This window comes from Actinoplanes sp. NPDC051537 (genome assembly GCF_055586105.1).
Window position 1 is genome coordinate 366,067 of sequence record NZ_JBVJIU010000004.1, and the last position, 16,543, is coordinate 382,609.

Below are 16,543 nucleotides of genomic sequence, written 5' to 3' on the forward strand. Positions count from 1 at the left end.
ATCCACGGGCGTCATGACGCCCGAGAAACGCCGCATCGGACACGAGGACGAGAAGCACCGCTGGGACCGCAACTTCGCCGATCTGCTCCAGGAGCTGCGGGTCGCCCAGACCGGCATCCAGATCCTGTTCGCGTTCCTGCTGACGCTCCCGTTCAGCAACGGCTTCCCGAGGACCACGCCGTTCCAGAAGGACGTCTACGTCGTAGCCCTGCTGGCGGCGGCCGCCTCCACCGCAATGATCATCTCGCCGGTCGCGTTCCACCGCGCGCTGTTCCGCCAGGGCCGCAAGCCGGAGCTGGTCCGCTACGCCCACCGCATGGCCACCGGCGGCCTGGCCTTCCTGCTGATCTCCATGGTGACCAGCGTCTTCCTCATCGTCGACTTCCTGCTGAGCCGCCCGATGGCCCTGCTGCTGGGCGGCGTCACCGCGGTGTTCTTCCTGCTCTTCTGGGCCGGCATCCCGTGGTACCGCCACAACTGGATCGACGAGGACGACGAGGAGGAGGACGAGCAGGCGAGCGGCGGCGGCGAGAACGAGCCGGGCCCGCGCCACGACCCGTTCTAACCGCCGGCGATTCCGCGATTCGTCAGGGCTGACGAACCTCCACCTGCCCGCCGCGCACGCGGCACGGCAACACCGGCTGATTGCTGGCGGCCGGCCCGTGCACCACGGCCCCGTCGGCGAGGCGGAACGTGCTGCCGTGCCACGGGCAGACCACGCACGCGTCCCGGCCCGAGCCGACGATCTCGCCGTCGCCCAGGGGGCCGGTCTCGTGGGCGCAGCGCTCGATGAGGGCGCTCACCCGGTCGCCGTCGCGGTAGAACAGCACCGGCACGTCGCCCACCGTGCGGACGGCGGTCTTGCGGTCCGGCAGCGAGGCCAGCGAGCCGGCCGTCGTCCAGTCCTCGGGCAAGCGGGCGATCTCGGGAGCTGCCTGATTGGTGCCGGCGCTCTGGGCGTACGCGAGATGGCCGCCGAGGTAGGCGCCCAGGCCCGCCACCGACAGGCCGGCGTACGACAGGGCCTTGCCCCGCGCCGAGTGCCCGCGCAGCCGCGCCACCAGCGAGGTCGCGTAGAGGCCGACCGCGGTGAGGTTCGCGGCCGCGTGCACCAGGCCGACCCGCCGCCGGTCCTTGGTCATCTCCGACCAGTCCATCCAGCCGGCCCACGCCGCCGGGCCGGCGGCCGCCGTGCCCAGCGCGATCAGCGCCGTGGCCGACTTGCGCCGCCCGGGGATCAGGTCGAGGACGGCGGCGCTGATGAACGCGCCGACCGGCACCTGCACCATCACCGGGTGCAGCGGATGACCCAGCCACGTGCCGTGCAGCAGGTCGCGCAGCGCCCGGGGCCTGACCACGGCGTTGACCGCGCCCTGGATCTTGTCGCTGACCGGGTCCAGTGCGCGGGCTTCCTCAAGCCTGGTTAGCAGTCTCATTTCGGGAGAAGTCCTTTCGTTCCGCGAGCTCGGACAACCGGCGCAGCGTCTCGACGTTGCGGCCGTGCAGCAGCAAGTCGTTGACCTTGTTCTTCATCCAGTGCAGCGGCCCGGCGTGGAAGTCCTCGTGGATCGTCACCTTCGTCGCCTCCGGGCCGGCCGCCTCGAGCACGAGCAGGACCGTCGCCTCGCCCAGCGGCCAGAGCCCGGCCTTGAGCTTCAGGAGCCGGCCGGGGACCATCTCGGTCACCGTCGACGAGTCCTTCAGCGAGAGCGGCCACGGCCCGGCCTTGTGGTGCAGCCGCGACCCGACGGCCGGCCACGAGCGGTCCACGTTGCGGATGTGGGCGGTGCCGACCACCCAGTCGCTGTAGGCCCAGCCGTCCGCCAGAACGGCGAAGACGCGGTCGGGGGAGGTCCGGATCGTGCGGGTGACGGTCGCCATGGGTCTGGGGTACCCCGGCATCGGCGCTGGTAACACGCACGGGCGGCGCAACGCCGGGTACGACCCGGCCGGCCCGGCACCGAGCTGGCCGGCATGCAGCCCGGCGACCTGGGCGTCACATCGGGCGCGGCTGCCCGGTCTCTCCTGACGAAGAAGGAGGAACCGATGTCCGATGCATGGAAGACCGCGGTCACCGTGGTCCAGGAAGCCGCGCCCCCGTCGATCCCGGCGGGCGCGCACGCGATGACCATCGTCGTCGAGTACCCGCCGGGCGACCCCGGCGCGCCGCCGCACCGCCACCCCGGTCCGGCGTTCGGCATCGTGCTCGAGGGCGAGATGGTCTTCGAGCTCGAGGGCGAGGCGCCGCGGGTGGTCAAGGCCGGCGAGGCGTTCTGGGAGCCCGGCGGCGACGTCATCCACTACCGGGACGGCAACGCACGCGACGACGTGCGGCTGCGGTTCGCCGTCACGATGCTGTGCGAGCCGGGCAAGCCGATGCTGGTGCTGGTCGACGAGGACGAGCTGGCGGCCCGCAAGGACCGCCGGGTGCCGGCCTAGCTGGACGTCACATCTGGCCCGGCACGGAGCCGGGGGTGGCGGCCTCCGTTACCCTCGGCTGGTGTTCTCGCCGCAAGGTCCGTCCCTGCGTGAGCTGACCGTTCAGGCGCTCTCGTCGGTCGAGCACGGCTACGACCTGCTCGCCCCGAAGTTCGACCACACGCCGTTCCGCACGCCCGAGGTCCTCCTCGACGCGACGGAGCGGGCGCTGGCGGGGGAGGGCCCGTTCGAGACCGGGCTCGACGTCTGCTGCGGCACGGGCGCGGGCCTGCGAGTTCTCCGGCCGCTCTGCGCCGGCGCGATCACCGGCGTCGACTTCAGCGCGGGGATGCTGGACCGGGCCCGGGCGGCGTACCCGGAGGCCACGCTGGTCCGGGCCGACGTGCGCGACCTGCCGTTCGACGGCGAGTTCGACCTCGCGGTCACCTTCGGGGCGCTCGGGCACTTCCTGCCCGCCGAGCGGCCCGCGGTCTTCGCCGGCGTGTTCCGCGCGCTGCGGCCGGGCGGGGTCTTCGCGTTCCCGATCGGGGCGCCGCCGTCGCCGGCCTCGTTCTCCTACTGGGCCACGGCCGGCTTCGACCTGGCCATGCGGGTCCGCAACGCGGTGTGGCGGCCGCCGTTCGTGATGTATTACCGGACGACCCCGTTGCGGGCCCTCCGCGACGACCTGGCCGCGGCGGGCTTCACGGTGACCACGCCCGGCCTGTCCGGCCTGGGCCGCGACGAGGGCGACGACCCGCGCTTCCGGCTGCTCCTGGCCCGCAAGCCGTCAGCCCGCAAGCCGTCAGCCGGGCCGGCCGGCGCTCGCTGACAATCCGGGGGGCGGCCCGGTGGCGGACGGGATGAGCTCGGCCCAGACCACCTTGCCGTCGCCGGTGGGCTCACTTCCCCAGGTGCGCGCCACGGCGGCGACCAGCAGGAGACCACGGCCGCCCGGGCGGCGCGGGTCGGGGCGCTGAAGGCGGGGGAACTCGCGGCTGCGGTCGCGGACTTCCACGCGTACGTGATCATCGCCGCACGCCACCCGCAGCTCGCCGCCGTCCGCGGTGTGTTGCACGACGTTGTCGACCAGCTCGGTGATCACCAGCAGCACGTCCTGCACCAGCTCGACCGGCTGCCCGGTGAGCAGGTGAGAGACGATGTTCCGCATCGTCGCGTTCTCCTCGGCGCGGACGAAGCGCAGCCGGACGGAATCCATACCTTCCCTGCTACCCGGTGGAAAGCGGGATACGCCACTCGAACGGGTTAAGGTCCAGCCCCCGGGACGAGTGCTTGCGCAAAACCCATAGGCAGCCGCTGGGCGGGCTCCGACCCGGCGGTCCGCCGCCTTCTCTCGTTCCGCTGCACCGGCGCGCTCTCGCGCGTACGGCCGGAAACGCCTGCCCTCCGCGGCAAGAAGGTGGCCACGCCGTTCGCGGCCGGCCACGGCGGGCAAGCACACCGACGTGACGTTCATGAAGCGGCCGCCGCCCGGCTCGATCCTGCGGGCCGTGGTGCTGCCCCCGACCGGCGGCGACACCCAGTGGGCCGACGCGCGGGCCGCCTCCGACTCGCTGGCCGAGCCCGTCCGGCGGCTGGCCGACCGGCTCACGGCCGTGCACGACGGCAACCGCGAGTTCGGGTACTACCTGGCCCAGCGGCGCGGCGGCCGCGGCAACGAGCGGGACGGCGAGGTCCTCACCAAGCCCGAGCACATCGCCCGGCACCGCTGGCGGCCGGGCGACGTGGCCATCTGGGACAACCGCGGCACCGCCCACTACGCCAACCGCGACTACGGCGCCCGGCGCCGCGTCGTGCACCGCATCACCCTGCGCGGCGACCTCCCGCTGGGGGGGGGGCTCAGCTGCCGTAGACCCGGGTCGGCGTGATGAGGACGGCCGTGCGGTGCTGGTCGCGCATCGTGCGGTCGTACTCGTCCCAGTCGTCGTGGGTGCCGCCGGCGGCGGTGAAGATCTCGCGCAGCAGCAGGCGCAGGCCCTCGGCGTCGAGGCCGGGGCTCGGGTCGTCGGGGCCGGCGAGCTCGGCCGTGCCCTCGACCGTCGCCCAGCGCCAGCCGGTGCGGAAGCCGACGGCGAGCTGCGGGCGCGCCCTCAGGTTGGCGAGCTTCACCCGCCCGTACGTGACGAAAGCGAGCCTGCCCCCGACGATGCCGGTGTTGACCAGCGAGGTCTGGATGGTCTGGTCGGCGCGCAGGGTCGAGACCAGCGCGAGTCCCGTGTCCTGGCGGCTCAGCTCCCACGCGTCCTTCAGCTCCACCATGACAACCTACCCGAGAAGCAGGCCCGCGAGGTCGGACGCCACCGGCGGCTGCCAGCCGGGCTCGAGGCTCAGGTAGCTCTGCTCGTCGGCGCGCATCAGGCCGATCAGCACCTCGGCGACGATCCGGCCGCCGACCGGGCCGAGGCGGTCGCCGGCGGCCCGGCACTCGGCCTCCTTCAGGATGTAGAACCACAGTGGAGTGCCGCCCGGCCAGTGCCGGTGCAGCTCCTCGTCGCTGAGCGGGGCCTCGCCGAGCAGCGCCGCGACGGCCTCGCCACTGGGCAGGCCGGTCGTCTCGCCGCGGAGCAGGTCGCGTACGGCCAGGGAATGGTAGGCCTCGGTCTGCACGGCGCCGGTCACCTGCTCGGGGAGGCCGATGAGGCTCGCGGCGAGCCGGCCGTCGAGACGCTTGGCGCGCTGGGCGGGCGGACGGCCGGGCACGTCGAAGATCTGCGCCAGGTCGAGGCGCCTCTCGGCCGGCAGCGGGCCGAAACCCACCAGGTCGGGGAAGAGCGGCACCGCCGGGCCGTCCGCGGTCAGCCGGTACGTGTGGCGGATCTGCCCGTGCCCGTACCGGTAGGCGGCGTCGGCGAACTCGAGCGGGATGAACGCCTCACCCGGCTCGGGCGCGAACCACCGGCCGCCCTCGGCCAGAACCTCGTCGACCAGCGCCGGCCCGACCAGGCGCGGCAGGAAGTCGTGCACCACGATCCACTGGTAGCTCCAGGTCAGCGTGATCCGCGCCCGCTCGAAGACGTCGGACTCGGCGACGCCGTTCGCCCGCAGCCAGTCCACGATCCGGTTGTGCGCCTGCAACAGCGCGACATGCAGGGACAGAACGAACAGGTGTACGTCGTTCCGCGGGTCCCCGATCAGCGCGACACCCTGGGGGTTGCGCGGCACGTCGTCCCCGACCAGGAACTTGGCCGGGTCGTGCACGTCGAACAGGTAGGGCGAGCCGACCGGCCCGTCGGAGTAGAGCATCTCCAGGTTGAGCTTGGGCGCCCGAGCGTTCCGCAGCACGTCGGTGGCCACGCCGCCGCCGATCGGCGAGCGGTCGGCGGTGATGTCGTGCGCGACGATCTGCCCGAAGAACGGCCACCCGGCGGCCTCGGCCGCGTCGTCACCGTCCGGGTAGGCCTCGTCGAGCACGGCCGCGGCGTCGCAGATCCCGCCGGTGTCCCCGGCCCGCATGAGCAGCTGCGGATCGGTGCCGAGCGGCTCGAGCCCGCCGAACATGCGCCCGTACCGGGCCGCGCCGGTCGGCCGGTCCACCGCCCGCACCAGACTCAGGCAGTGATCCCGGGCGACGATCTGACTTCCGTGCGGCTGCCCCATGATTTTCCCCTGCATGTCAGCTAGGACCGGACAACCCTACGACTTGTGACAGCCGGCCGTCCCACCAGATCGGCGACCGCGTCTTCGACCCCGCGCCGGGAACACGGCCTCAGACACTCGGTCTCGGACTGGGACTTCCAGCTCGATCGCGGTACCGCGGTGCTTCCGACGCGCGGAACCGATGGCGTCAACCGATTGCCAGGAGGGCGAGGCCCATGCCGGCGCTCATCAGCCCGTGGCAGACGGCCGGCCAATGGGGCGTCAGATCGGCCGGGGTGGTCGCGTCGAGGCGCATCCCGCGCACCACCCACCACAGGCTCGCGGCGACGAGACAGCCGCCGAGCGCCGCGTTCACCCAGCTCACGTGGGCGGCCCCGGGGTGGTGGTGCGGCATGTGCGGGTGCGGGCCGGCGCTCATCCAGACCATCGCGGCGGCGCCGGCGGCGAACAGGATCGGCGCGGTCCGGCCGGCGGTGGGCCGGACCGCGCGGGACACGAACCATCCGGTCGTGAAGGCGAAACCGGTGATCCACAGGCTGGGCGGGACGGCGTCGCCCCAGGGCCAGATCATCACGATCATCGCGGCGCCCATCAGCAGGTGCAGCGCATCCTCCGGGGCCTTTCTCAGCCGTACGGTGTGAAAGGCCGCGGCGGCGGCGAAGACCAGCGTCAGTGACCATCGCAGCGAGTCAAGACCGATCATGGGCCCTCACGCTAGGCGGGAAAGATCCACCGGTCAGTACCGCGAGCGAGTGGGTGATGGCGAAACAACTAGGGTGAGCCCATGGCGGTGCTGGGCACCAAGCTGCGCGTTCCCGCATCGCGCCGCCCCTTGGTGCCCCGGCCCCGGCTCACCGGCCGGCTTCGGCCCGGACCCCGGCTCGTGCTGGTCTGCGCGCCCGCCGGATTCGGCAAGACCACGCTCCTGGCCCAGTGGCTGACGTCCGGCGACGCGCCCCGGGTGGCGTGGCTGTCGCTCGACCCGGCCGACAGCGACCTGCCCCGGTTCCTCGCCCACGTGGTCGCCGCCGTGCGGGCGATGGATCCGGCGGCCGGCGCGGAGGCGGCCGCCCTGCTCGAGGCCGACCCGGGCGCGGCCGCCCCGGAGGTGCTGACCGCCCTGGCCGGTGACCTCGACGGGGGCGTGCTGGCGCTCGACGACTATCACGTCATCACCGACCCGGCCGTGCACGACGCCGTCGCCTTCCTGCTCGACCGGACCCCGGTCGCCGTCGCGCTCGCCACCCGCGTCGATCCGCCGTTCCCGCTGGCCCGGATGCGCGCCCGCGGCGAGCTGCTCGAGGTGCGCGCCGCCGATCTGCGGTTCACCCCGGACGAGGCGGCCGGTTTCCTCGATCAGGTCGCACAACTGCGGCTGCCTCCCGCGTACGTCGAAGCCCTGCACTCGCGCACCGAAGGCTGGGCCGTCGGTCTGCAGCTGGCCGCCCTGTCCGCGCGCAACCGTCCCGCCCTGGGCGACTTCGTCGACTCCTTCACCGGCAGTCACCGCTTCGTCCTCGACTACCTGGTCGAGGAGGTACTCAACACCCTGGACGAGGACGTACGCCGTTTCCTGCTGGAAACCTCGGTCCTGCGCCAGATGACCGGCCCGTTGTGCGACGCCCTCACCGGCCGCGACGACGGCGACCGCGCCCTGGCCGGCCTCGAGCGCGCCAACCTGTTCGTGGTCCCGCTCGACGACGAGCGCCGCTGGTACCGCTACCACCGCCTGTTCGCCGACGCCCTCGCGGCCCGCCTGCTCGCCCAGAACCCGGAGCGGGTGGCCGGCCTGCACCGCGCCGCCGCCTCGTGGTGGGCCGGGCAGGGCGACCTGGTCGAGGCCGTCGCCCACGCCGTCGCCGCCGCCGACCACGAGCTGGTCGCCGACCTGGTCGAGCTGGCCCTGGCCGGCCTGCGCAAGCACCGCCAGGACCACACCCTGCGCGAGTGGCTCGGTCACCTGCCCGAGGCCGTGCTCCGGCGGCGGCCGTTGCTGGCCGCCCTGCGCGGCTGGAGCCGCCTCGCCGAGGGCAACGTCCCCGACGCGCTCTCCTGGCTGGACGTCGCCGACGAGGCTTTGGCGGACGCCACCCCGGGGGTGATGACCGTCGATGTGCCCGAGGCGGTCCGGCACGCGCGGGACGAGGAGCTGCGCGCGCTCCCGGCGACGATCGCGCTCTACCGGGCCGCGATCGCGCAGGCCGGCGGCGATGTCGGCGGCACCGTCGCGTACGCGCGGAAGGCCTTTGATCTTTGCGGGCCGCAGGACCATCTGAGCCGGGGCGCGGCGGGTGGCTTCCTCGGGCTGGCCGCCTGGGCCGCCGGCGACCTGCCGACCGCGGTGAGCACGTTCAACGAGGCCGTGACCAGCCTGCGGGCCGCCGGGAACATCGCCGACGCGCTGGGGGCGACGGTCGTGCTGGGCGGGATGTGGCTGGCGCTCGGTCAGCCGGTCGAGGCGCGGCGGCTCTACGAGCAGGCCCTGGGCAGCGCGGGACGGCATCGCGGGCCGGTGCTGTCGACGACCGGCGACCTGCACGTGGGCCTCGCCGGCGTGCTGCGCGAGCAGGACGAGCTCGACGCCGCCGAGGAGCACCTCCGGACGGCGAAGGAGCTCGGCGAGCGCGCGTCCCTGCCGGAGAACCGGCACCGCTGGTACACGGCCATGGCCGGGCTGCTGCGGGCCCGGGGCGACCTCGACGGCGCCGTCCGGATGCTGGACGAGGCCGAGCCGCGCTACGCGCCCGGCTTCTTCCCCGACGTCGCCCCGATCGCCGCCGCCCGCGCCCGGATCCGCATCGCCCAGGGCCGTCTCGCCGACGCCCGCGCCTGGGCCCGCGAGCAGTCGGTCTCGGCCGGCGACCCGCCCTCGTACCTGGCCGAGTACAACCAGCTCACCCTGGCCCGCCTGCGCATCGCCGAGGGCGGCGACCTCGGGCCGGTCATCGCCCAGCTCGGCCGGATCATCGACGCCGCCGAGGCCGCCGGCCGGGGCGGCAGCGTCATCGAGGCCCGTTTCGTGCGGTCGCTCGCGCACCGGGCCGCGGGCGATCCCGAGGCCGCCCGCGACGACCTGCGCCGGGCCCGCGACGAGGGGATCCCGGCCGGCTACGCCCGGCTGTTCCGCGACGAGGGCGCCGATCCGCCCGCCGGTGGCGCCGAGGGGCTGAGCGAACGCGAGCTCGACGTGCTGCGGCTGCTCGCCACCGACCTCACCGGACCCGAGATCGCCCGCCGGCTCTACGTCTCGGTCAACACCCTGCGCACCCACACCAAGCACATCTTCACCAAGCTCGGCGTCAACACCCGCCGCGCCGCCGTCCGCCGGGCCGGCGAGCTCGGCCTGATGTGACCGGCCTGATGTGACCGGCCGCAATCACATCGTCTGGTGATGTGCGCTCACCCGGCCCGTTCCTACCGTCTATCGGCATGACGATTACGACAACGCACCTGACCCGGGCCGCCGCCGCGGCCGCCGCCGTCGCCGGTCTGCTGTTCATCGGCGTCCAGATCAACCATCCGCCCATGGAGACCGCGTCCGTCACGAGCGCCGAATGGGCGATCCGCAACGTGGCCAAGGTGGTCATGGCCGGGCTCGCGCTGGCCGGCATCACCGGCCTGTACCTGCGCCAGGTCCGCCGGGCCGGCGTGCTCGGTCTGGCCGGCTACGTGCTGTTCGCCATCGGGTTCCTGACGATGCTGAGCATCGCGTTCGTCGCCGCGGCGATCCTGCCGAGCCTGGCCGCGACCCAACCGGCGTACGTGCAGGACGTGCTCGACGCCGCCGCCGGCGGCAGTGCGAAGGGCGACATCGGGCTCCTCGCGCCCGCCTTCATCGTCTCCGCGGCCGGCTACCTCGGCGGCGGCCTGCTCTTCGGCATCGCCCTGTTCCGGGCCCGGGTGCTCGCCCGCTGGGCCGCCGCCCTGCTCGCCGCCGGCACCACGGCCACGCTCGCCCTGCCCGTCCTGCCGCAGTCGTTCGAGCGGCCGTTCGCCGTGCCGACCGGCGTCGCCCTGATCGGCCTCGGCGTCTCCCTGTGGCGCCACGCCCGCGAGTCGGCGGCGCCCGCTCCCGCTCCCGCCGACGCGTTCGCCCTCCGATGACCTACGAGTTCCGGGTCGCCGGTCACCTCGACGACCACTGGTCCGCCTGGCTCGGCGACGTCACCGTCGTCCGCCGGGCGGACGGCACGTCGTCGTTCCGCGTCCCGGTCGCCGACCAGGCCCGGCTCTACGGCATCCTCGACAAGCTGCGCGACATGGGCGCCACGCTGTTGTCGGTGAATGCCCGCGGCTGATACCTACGTCATGTAGGTTTCGGGTGACGGGTGCTGCTGCGGGGGCGGGACGGCATTTCTGCATGACGACAGTGGTGCTGGCGGAGGACGACGGCGACATCCGTGCGATCGCGGCGCGAATCCTGCGCCGGGCCGGATACGACGTGATCGAGACGCCCGACGGCGCCGCCGCCCTGGAGGCGGTCCGGGCGCATCGGCCGGCGGTGGTGGTCAGCGACATCGACATGCCGACGATGTCCGGCATCGATCTGTGCCGGGCCCTGCGAGCCGATCCGGCGACCGCCGGCCTGCCGGTCCTCTTCGTCAGCGGCAGCCTGATACCCGGCGACGCCCGCCCGGCCGAGGCCGGCGCGACCGCGGTCCTGATGAAGCCGTTCCTGCCCGCCGAGCTCGTGTCCCGGCTGCGCGACGTGCTGGGCGGCGGGTAGGCGCGACCTGCCGCGGCATTTCATGCGCGGAATCGGCTCAGCCGGCCGGGAGGCGCACGACGACCCGGGAGCCCGGCTCGCCGACCGGAACCAGCCGGATGCTTCCGTGGTGCCCCTCGACGACGGCGCGGCAGATCGTCAGGCCGAGCCCGGTGCCCTCGATGCCGTGCAGGCGGGAGCGCTGCGTGCGGTAGAACGGGGCGAAGACCCGGTGCTGGTCGTCGTCCGGGAGGCCGAGCCCGGTGTCGGTGACGGTCAGCTCGATCGAGGCGTGGTCGGGCCGGGTCACGGTCACGGTCACCCGGCCCCCGCCGCGGCTGTGCTTGATGGCGTTGTCGAGCAGCTGATCGGCCACCTGCCGGATCCGGATCGGGTCGCCGGCGATCACGGCGCCGTCGCCGAGGGCGAGCGTCACCGCCACCCCGGCCGTCGCGGCGACCGGCTGCGCCGCCTGGGCCGCGGCCCGCACGACGCCGGCCAGATCGATCGGCTCCCGCGCCAGCCCGGCGTGACCGCCGTCCAGCGCGGCGAGGTCGAGCAGCTGGTCGACGATCCGCCGCAGCGCGGTGCTGTTGCGGGCGAGCACGTCGAGCGTGCCGGGCAGGTCCTCGGCCAGCGTCTCCGGGTCGCTCTCCCGCAGCATCTCGATGTACGCCGTGATCGACGTCAGCGGCGTGCGCACCTCGTGGCCGATCAGCGCGAGGTAGTCGTCCTTGCTGCGGGACAGGGCCAGCGTGAGCTCCTCGGCCCGCCGTCGCTCGAGGAACTCGGCGATGTGGGTGCCGATCCCGGACAGCAGCGTGAGGAGCGGATCGGCGGGATCGTCGACCACGCCCGCCGAGAACGACAGGACGACCAGGACGCCGCCCCCGGAGGGCGCGGGCACGGCCAGCCCCCGCCGTGCCGCCGCCTCTCGGTCTCCCGGCCCCGGCGGGACGTCGCCGGCGTCCGCGGCGATGTCGACGGTCCAGACCGGCGCGCCGGTTCGCCAGGCGGCCCGGGTGAGGGCGTCCTCGCATCCGGCCGGGCCCGGCGGTGCGGCCGGGTGCCGGGCGGCGAGCACGAGGGCGTCGGCCTGCTGGTCGACCAGCCAGATCTCGGCCCGCGGCCAGCCGAAGGCGGCGCACAGCTCGGCGAGGATCACCGGCCCGGCGTCGTGGATGCCCGCCCGCGTTCTCGAGCGCGGCCGCGACCGCGCGTTCCACGCCGCCGAACCGTTCGGCCCGCCGCCGGTCGGTGACGTCGCGGACGGCGGCCACGGCGCCCAGGCGACGCCCGTCGGCCCCGGTGATCGGCTCGGCGTCGGCGCTCACCGTCCGGACGGGCCGGCCGGGAACGCCGACCGTGAGCTCCGCACCGTGCACCTGCTCGCCGTGCAGGGCCCGCCACAGCGGGAGCTCCTCGGGCGGCAGGCGGCGGCCGGTCACGTCGGTGAGCAGGCTGTGCGTGCCGCACTCGCCGATGTGCGAGCCGATCGGCATGACCCCCACCAGCCGGCGCGCGGCCTCGTTGCTGAACACCAGCCGCCCGCTCTCGTCACAGGCCACCACGCCGGTACGCAGCTGGTGCAGCAGCGCCTCGAGAAAGCGGCGGTGGGTGTCGGCCTTCTGCTGCTCGGCGACCAGCGCGGTGCACGCCTGGGCGGCGTCGTCGATGGCGGTCAGCTGATCCGGCAACCAGTGCCGCGGCCGGAAGTCGACGACCGTGCACACCCCGACGACGTGGTCCCGCGGGTCACGGATGGGGAAGCCGGCGTACGCGCGCACGCCGAGCGCGAGGGCCGGGGCGAAGCACGGAACCCGCGGATCCTCGGTGATGTCCGGGATGATGATCGGGTGCTGGTGGCCGACGACCAGCCCGGCCAGCGTCGAGCTCGTCGGGGCCGGTCCCATCGCCGCCCAGCCGGCGGGCATGCCCGCGGCGCCCGCCACGTAGAGCCGCTCGCCGTCGTCGGTGAGATGGATCAGGGCCGTGGGCGCGCCGGCCGACCGGGCCAGCAGGGCGGCGAGCTTCGCCGCCGGGCCGTCCGGGCCGAGACCCAGGCACAGCTGCGCGATCCGGCTGCCGGCGACCGCCCCGGTGGCATCCGACGAACCCATGGTCCCAGCCAACCACCTGCGGCGCCGCCGTTCGGGTTACCGGCCGGTAGCGACCAGGGGGGCCTCGCAGATCCGGTTGCGCCCGGCGTTCTTGGCCGCGTACAGGGCGGCGTCGGCGCGGGCGGTCAGCTCGTCCGCGGTCTCGGTGCCGTTCCACACCGCGATGCCGGCCGAGAACGACTGCCCGAGCGGGGTCGCCAGCCGCATCCGGTCGACGATGTCGTGGGCCTGCTCGGCCGTCGCGTCCGGCAGCATCACGACGAACTCCTCCCCGCCGTACCGGGCCAGGTGGTCGGCCGTCCGCAGCTCGTCCTGCCACGCCGCGGCGGCCTCCTTCAGCACCCGGTCGCCGGCCAGATGCCCGTACGCGTCGTTGAACTGCTTGAAGTGGTCGATGTCGAGGATCGCCACGGTGAGCGGATCCCCGGTCCGGCGCACCCGCTCGATCGTGCGGGGCAGCTCGGTGTTCCAGGCGCGCCGGTTCGGCAGCCCGGTCAGCTCGTCGGTGACGGCGAGCGCGCGGACCTTCTCGGTCTGCACGTCGAGCTGCTTGATCAGCTGGGACATGCGGGTCACGACCAGCAGGAACAGCACCGCGCAGCCGAGCCCGATGGCCAGCGCGTCGGTGACCCGGTGCCGCGACGCCTGCATGATCAGCATCGCCGGGCCGATCAGCGAGGCGACGGTCAGGGCCAGCAGCAGCGGCCGGCTGATCCGGATCGGGCGCGGCTCGACCGTGCTGGAGAGCGAGCGGACCGCGGGGTGCAGGGCGGCCGCCCCGAACAGCAGGTAACCGGCGAGGAAGACCAGCGCGAGCAGCTTGTGCGCCATCGGCCCGGGCTCCCAGACCATCTGGTTGACCACGGCCCAGGCGCCGTCGCCGGCGAGGAAGCAGATCAGCGCGGCACAGACCAGCCGGAACGAGGTGTTGCGGGCGCTGCCGCTGAGCATCAGCCGTACGGTCATGGCGACCAGCACGATGTCGCCGACCGGGTAGGCGGTGCTGACGATGTGGCCGAGCAGCCCGATCGACGGGTCGGAGGCGGCGGGCCGGACCATGAAGACCCAGGCGAGCAGGCCCATGCCGGTGGTCAGCGTGGTGGCGTCGATCACGCTCGACCAGTCGCGGTACAGGGTGCGGCGGCGGATCAGCAGCAGCAGCCCGGTCGCGACGGCGGGATAGAGCGAGAGGTACGCGATGTCGGCCAGCGACGGGAAGCCGGGCTCGGCCTCGGTGCGGGTCAGCACGTACTCGACCAGGATGCCCCCCGAGTTCCCGGCGACGCCCAGCGCGAACAGCCACCACGTCGCCCGCATCGCCGGCCGCCGCGTCCGCACTCCCACGACGATCATCGCGGTCGCGAACCATCCGCACGCGATCTGCCAGACCAGCTGCAGCGTGCCACCGTCCGGCACGACCAGGAACCCGGCCAGCACCACCACCGCGACGGCGACGTGCCACCGCATCAACCGACTGCCCATGACTCGCCGCAACCTCCGCTAGTGCTCCCCAGCAATAGCAACGCCACCCGGTTGCGGCCGGGGTGCCTTCACGGGTGCGAATCGGTAGCGGCCGCCACGAGGCGGTGGGTGTCCGGGTCGACGTGGACGGTCGTGCTGGTCAGCCGGGGCACGGAATGGGACAGCCGGTGCTCGGCCTCGTCGGCGATGTCGTGGGCGGCCACCAGGCTGAGCCGGGCGTCGACGACGATGGCGGCCTCGGCGTGCAGGCGGTGGCCGATCCAGCGCAGCCGCAGGCCGGAGACGTCGTGCACGCCGGGGACGCCGCGCAGTGCCTGCTCGGCCCGGTCGACGAGCTCGGGCTCGACGCGGTCCATGAGCCGGTGGTAGACCTCGCGGGCGGCGTCCTTGAGCACGAACGCGATGGCGACCGTGATGGCCAGGCCCACGACCGGGTCGGCCCACCGCCAGCCGAGCCACGCGCCGGCCGCCGCGAGCACGACGGCGAGCGACGTGAAGCCGTCGGTGCGGGCGTGCAGGCCGTCGGCGACCAGCGCGGCCGAGCCGATCCGCCGCCCGACCGCGATGCGATAGCGGGCGACGATCTCGTTGCCCAGGAAGCCGACGACGCCCGCGGCCAGCACCCACGGCCGGTGCGTCATCTCCCGCGGGTCGGCCAGGCGCTCGACCGCGAGCCAGGCGGCGGCGACCGAGGACCCGGCGATCACCAGCACGATGACGATGCCGGCCAGGTCTTCGGCACGGCCGAACCCGTAGGTGTACGCCCGCGTCGCCGCCCGCCGCCCGAGCAGGAACGCGATGCCGAGCGGCACCGCCGTGAGCGCGTCGGCCGCGTTGTGCAGCGTGTCCCCGAGCAGCGCGACCGACCCCGACCACACCACGATCAGCGCCTGCAGCGTCGCCGTGACGCCGAGCCCGGCCAGCGACACCCACAGGGCCCGCATCCCGGCCCGGGAGGACTCCAGGGCCGTGTCGACGTGCTCATGGGTGTGCTTGTGCATGCCGCCAGCTTACGTCCGGCACTAGTCGTGCGACAATGTGGCAACTGCCAACGACCTGCAGTTGCTCAGGCGTGGTGACCCAGCTGCTGGAGAACGCTCATCCGGTCGGGCACGCCCCAGTGCTCGACCATGCGCCCGTCGGCGAAGCGGGCGACGTCGATCACGTCGATGCTGATCGGCTTCCCGGTCGCCGGATGCCCGAACTGGCCGGTCCCGCTGTCGGTGCCGCGGGCCCGGACGCGGATCCAGACCCGGTCGCCGGCCGCCGCCGCGTCCTCGACCGTGTAGTGCAGATCGGGGATGCCGGCCCGCAGCGCGCGCACGAATCCCTTGAACTGGTCCCGGGTCAGCTCCCGGCCGGGGCTGCCGTCCGGGGCGAACTGGTGGTCGATGATCGTCGGGGCGACGAGCCGGTCGGCCGCCTCGAGGTCACCCTTGGTGAACACCTCGTCGAAGAGCCGGGTGAAGGCCTCGATGCTCATGATCGTTCTCCTTCGGTAGAGTTACGCTCTATCGAATAGAGGACTACACTCGCCGAGTGGCTGTCAAGAGGCGGTACGAGTCGGCACACCGACAGGAGCAGGCGCGCCAGACCCGGCGTGCGGTCCTCGACGCCGCCGCCGTGCTGTTCGTCGACCCCGGCTACGCCGCCACCCCGCTCGCCACCGTCGCCGCCGAGGCCGGCGTCGCGGTCCAGACCGTCTACAAGATCTTCGGCAGCAAGCAGGCGCTGCTGTCGGCCCTGATCGACGTCACGATCGCGGGCGACGACGAGCCGGTCGCCGTGCCCGAGCGGCCCTTCACCGCCGAAATCCGGCAGCTGGCCGGTGTCCGGGCCAAGCTCGCGCGTTTCGCCGAGCACCTCGCCGGGACGCACGCGCGGCTGGCGCAGGTGATGCTCGCCCTCGAAGCGGCCGCCACCGCCGACCCCGGCGCGGCCGAGATCTGGCGCAAGAACCTCGACGACCGCCGCACCGGCATGACCATGTTCGCCGCCGAGCTGATGGCCACCGGCGAGATCCGGGCCGAGCACACCGCCGACACGGTGGCCGACGTGCTGTGGCTGGCGATGGACGTGCGCAACTACGACTGGCTCGTCCGCCGGCGCGGCTGGCCGCCGGCACGTTTCCGCGACTGGTACGTCGACACCGTCGCCGCCGCGCTGCTCGGGTCTTAAGACCCTGTCGCCGGGGTCTGTC

At 73.7% G+C, this 16,543-nt stretch carries 20 protein-coding genes and 2 pseudogenes; 10 read left to right on the top strand and 12 right to left on the bottom strand.

Annotation, left to right across the window (positions count from 1 at the left end; translation table 11 throughout):
• Positions 1-13: 13 nt before the first annotated feature.
• A complete protein-coding gene (locus tag ACZ6TB_RS11455; protein WP_465553218.1) occupies positions 14-565 on the top strand; it encodes a DUF6328 family protein in 552 nt (183 codons plus the stop codon).
• A gap of 22 nt (positions 566-587) precedes the next feature.
• Here the strand turns inward: ACZ6TB_RS11455 and ACZ6TB_RS11460 are convergent, their stop codons facing one another.
• Together ACZ6TB_RS11460 and ACZ6TB_RS11465 are read right to left on the bottom strand one after the other, a co-directional pair.
• A complete protein-coding gene (locus ACZ6TB_RS11460) occupies positions 588-1,436 on the bottom strand; it encodes a Rieske (2Fe-2S) protein (protein ID WP_465553220.1) in 849 nt (282 codons plus the stop codon).
• Complete coding sequence (locus ACZ6TB_RS11465; RefSeq protein ID WP_465553222.1) at positions 1,414-1,881, bottom strand: SRPBCC family protein; 468 nt, start codon at positions 1,879-1,881, stop codon at positions 1,414-1,416. Before ACZ6TB_RS11465 ends, ACZ6TB_RS11460 begins: the two co-directional genes overlap by 23 nt.
• 165 nt (positions 1,882-2,046) lie before the next feature.
• On the opposite strand from ACZ6TB_RS11465, the gene ACZ6TB_RS11470 reads away from it, so the two are divergent.
• Both ACZ6TB_RS11470 and ACZ6TB_RS11475 read left to right on the top strand, forming a co-directional pair.
• Positions 2,047-2,439, top strand: a complete 393-nt coding sequence (locus ACZ6TB_RS11470; RefSeq protein ID WP_465553224.1) for a cupin domain-containing protein — start codon at positions 2,047-2,049, stop codon at positions 2,437-2,439.
• Positions 2,440-2,500: 61 nt separating this feature from the next.
• Positions 2,501-3,250 (top strand): class I SAM-dependent DNA methyltransferase, encoded by a 750-nt coding sequence (locus tag ACZ6TB_RS11475; protein ID WP_465553226.1) that lies wholly within the window; start codon positions 2,501-2,503, stop codon positions 3,248-3,250.
• Here ACZ6TB_RS11475 and ACZ6TB_RS11480 read toward each other — a convergent pair.
• The gene (locus ACZ6TB_RS11480; protein ID WP_465553228.1) at positions 3,224-3,637 is read right to left on the bottom strand and encodes an ATP-binding protein; all 414 of its coding nucleotides are present in this window, start codon (positions 3,635-3,637) and stop codon (positions 3,224-3,226) included. The genes ACZ6TB_RS11475 and ACZ6TB_RS11480 overlap by 27 nt on opposite strands.
• Before the next feature lie 181 nt (positions 3,638-3,818).
• On the opposite strand from ACZ6TB_RS11480, the gene ACZ6TB_RS11485 reads away from it, so the two are divergent.
• On the top strand, positions 3,819-4,307 hold the full coding sequence (locus tag ACZ6TB_RS11485) for a TauD/TfdA dioxygenase family protein (RefSeq protein WP_465553656.1): 489 nt from the start codon (positions 3,819-3,821) through the stop codon (positions 4,305-4,307).
• Here the strand turns inward: ACZ6TB_RS11485 and ACZ6TB_RS11490 are convergent.
• The 3 genes from ACZ6TB_RS11490 to ACZ6TB_RS11500 all read right to left on the bottom strand — a co-directional run bounded on the left by ACZ6TB_RS11490 (position 4,279) and on the right by ACZ6TB_RS11500 (position 6,739).
• Positions 4,279-4,698: a TIGR03618 family F420-dependent PPOX class oxidoreductase gene (locus ACZ6TB_RS11490; protein WP_465553230.1), complete on the bottom strand. Its 420-nt coding sequence runs from the start codon at positions 4,696-4,698 to the stop codon at positions 4,279-4,281. The genes ACZ6TB_RS11485 and ACZ6TB_RS11490 overlap by 29 nt on opposite strands.
• A 6-nt stretch (positions 4,699-4,704) precedes the next feature.
• A complete protein-coding gene (locus ACZ6TB_RS11495; RefSeq protein WP_465553232.1) occupies positions 4,705-6,036 on the bottom strand; it encodes a peroxidase family protein in 1,332 nt (443 codons plus the stop codon).
• A gap of 187 nt (positions 6,037-6,223) precedes the next feature.
• Positions 6,224-6,739: a DUF5134 domain-containing protein gene (locus ACZ6TB_RS11500; protein ID WP_465553233.1), complete on the bottom strand. Its 516-nt coding sequence runs from the start codon at positions 6,737-6,739 to the stop codon at positions 6,224-6,226.
• A gap of 81 nt (positions 6,740-6,820) precedes the next feature.
• On the opposite strand from ACZ6TB_RS11500, the gene ACZ6TB_RS11505 reads away from it, so the two are divergent.
• From ACZ6TB_RS11505 to ACZ6TB_RS11520, 4 genes are all read left to right on the top strand, one after another.
• Positions 6,821-9,388 carry a winged helix-turn-helix domain-containing protein gene (locus ACZ6TB_RS11505; protein ID WP_465553235.1) on the top strand — a complete coding sequence of 856 codons (2,568 nt, stop codon included), beginning with the start codon at positions 6,821-6,823 and terminating at the stop codon, positions 9,386-9,388.
• Positions 9,389-9,465: 77 nt separating this feature from the next.
• Positions 9,466-10,140: a hypothetical protein gene (locus tag ACZ6TB_RS11510; protein ID WP_465553237.1), complete on the top strand. Its 675-nt coding sequence runs from the start codon at positions 9,466-9,468 to the stop codon at positions 10,138-10,140.
• Positions 10,137-10,334, top strand: coding sequence for a hypothetical protein (locus ACZ6TB_RS11515; protein ID WP_465553239.1), 198 nt, complete (start codon positions 10,137-10,139; stop codon positions 10,332-10,334). The genes ACZ6TB_RS11510 and ACZ6TB_RS11515 overlap by 4 nt, the downstream gene beginning before the upstream one ends.
• A 62-nt stretch (positions 10,335-10,396) precedes the next feature.
• Entirely contained in the window at positions 10,397-10,762 is a 366-nt protein-coding gene (locus ACZ6TB_RS11520; protein WP_465553241.1) for a response regulator, read from the top strand.
• A 37-nt stretch (positions 10,763-10,799) separates the two neighbouring features.
• On the opposite strand, the gene ACZ6TB_RS11525 is transcribed toward ACZ6TB_RS11520, so the two are convergent.
• Positions 10,800-11,906 (bottom strand): sensor histidine kinase, encoded by a 1,107-nt coding sequence (locus tag ACZ6TB_RS11525; protein ID WP_465553243.1) that lies wholly within the window; start codon positions 11,904-11,906, stop codon positions 10,800-10,802.
• Positions 11,907-12,036: 130 nt separating this feature from the next.
• Positions 12,037-12,312: pseudogene (locus tag ACZ6TB_RS11530) on the bottom strand (ATP-binding protein); the annotation flags it as partial.
• On the opposite strand from ACZ6TB_RS11530, the gene ACZ6TB_RS11535 reads away from it, so the two are divergent.
• The gene (locus tag ACZ6TB_RS11535; protein ID WP_465553245.1) at positions 12,209-12,430 is read left to right on the top strand and encodes a hypothetical protein; all 222 of its coding nucleotides are present in this window, start codon (positions 12,209-12,211) and stop codon (positions 12,428-12,430) included. The pseudogene ACZ6TB_RS11530 and the gene ACZ6TB_RS11535 overlap by 104 nt on opposite strands.
• Before the next feature lie 23 nt (positions 12,431-12,453).
• Here ACZ6TB_RS11535 and ACZ6TB_RS11540 read toward each other — a convergent pair.
• The 4 genes and pseudogenes from ACZ6TB_RS11540 to ACZ6TB_RS11555 form a co-directional block, all read right to left on the bottom strand.
• Positions 12,454-12,861: pseudogene (locus ACZ6TB_RS11540) on the bottom strand (GAF domain-containing protein); the annotation flags it as partial.
• A gap of 36 nt (positions 12,862-12,897) precedes the next feature.
• Complete coding sequence (locus ACZ6TB_RS11545) at positions 12,898-14,343, bottom strand: GGDEF domain-containing protein (protein WP_465553247.1); 1,446 nt, start codon at positions 14,341-14,343, stop codon at positions 12,898-12,900.
• 68 nt (positions 14,344-14,411) lie between these two features.
• The gene (locus ACZ6TB_RS11550) at positions 14,412-15,344 is read right to left on the bottom strand and encodes a cation diffusion facilitator family transporter (RefSeq protein WP_465553249.1); all 933 of its coding nucleotides are present in this window, start codon (positions 15,342-15,344) and stop codon (positions 14,412-14,414) included.
• Positions 15,345-15,409: 65 nt separating this feature from the next.
• On the bottom strand, positions 15,410-15,826 hold the full coding sequence (locus tag ACZ6TB_RS11555; protein WP_465553251.1) for an ester cyclase: 417 nt from the start codon (positions 15,824-15,826) through the stop codon (positions 15,410-15,412).
• A gap of 56 nt (positions 15,827-15,882) precedes the next feature.
• Between ACZ6TB_RS11555 and ACZ6TB_RS11560 the strand changes: the two genes are divergently transcribed.
• A complete protein-coding gene (locus ACZ6TB_RS11560) occupies positions 15,883-16,521 on the top strand; it encodes a TetR/AcrR family transcriptional regulator (RefSeq protein ID WP_465553253.1) in 639 nt (212 codons plus the stop codon).
• Positions 16,522-16,543 lie beyond the last annotated feature (22 nt).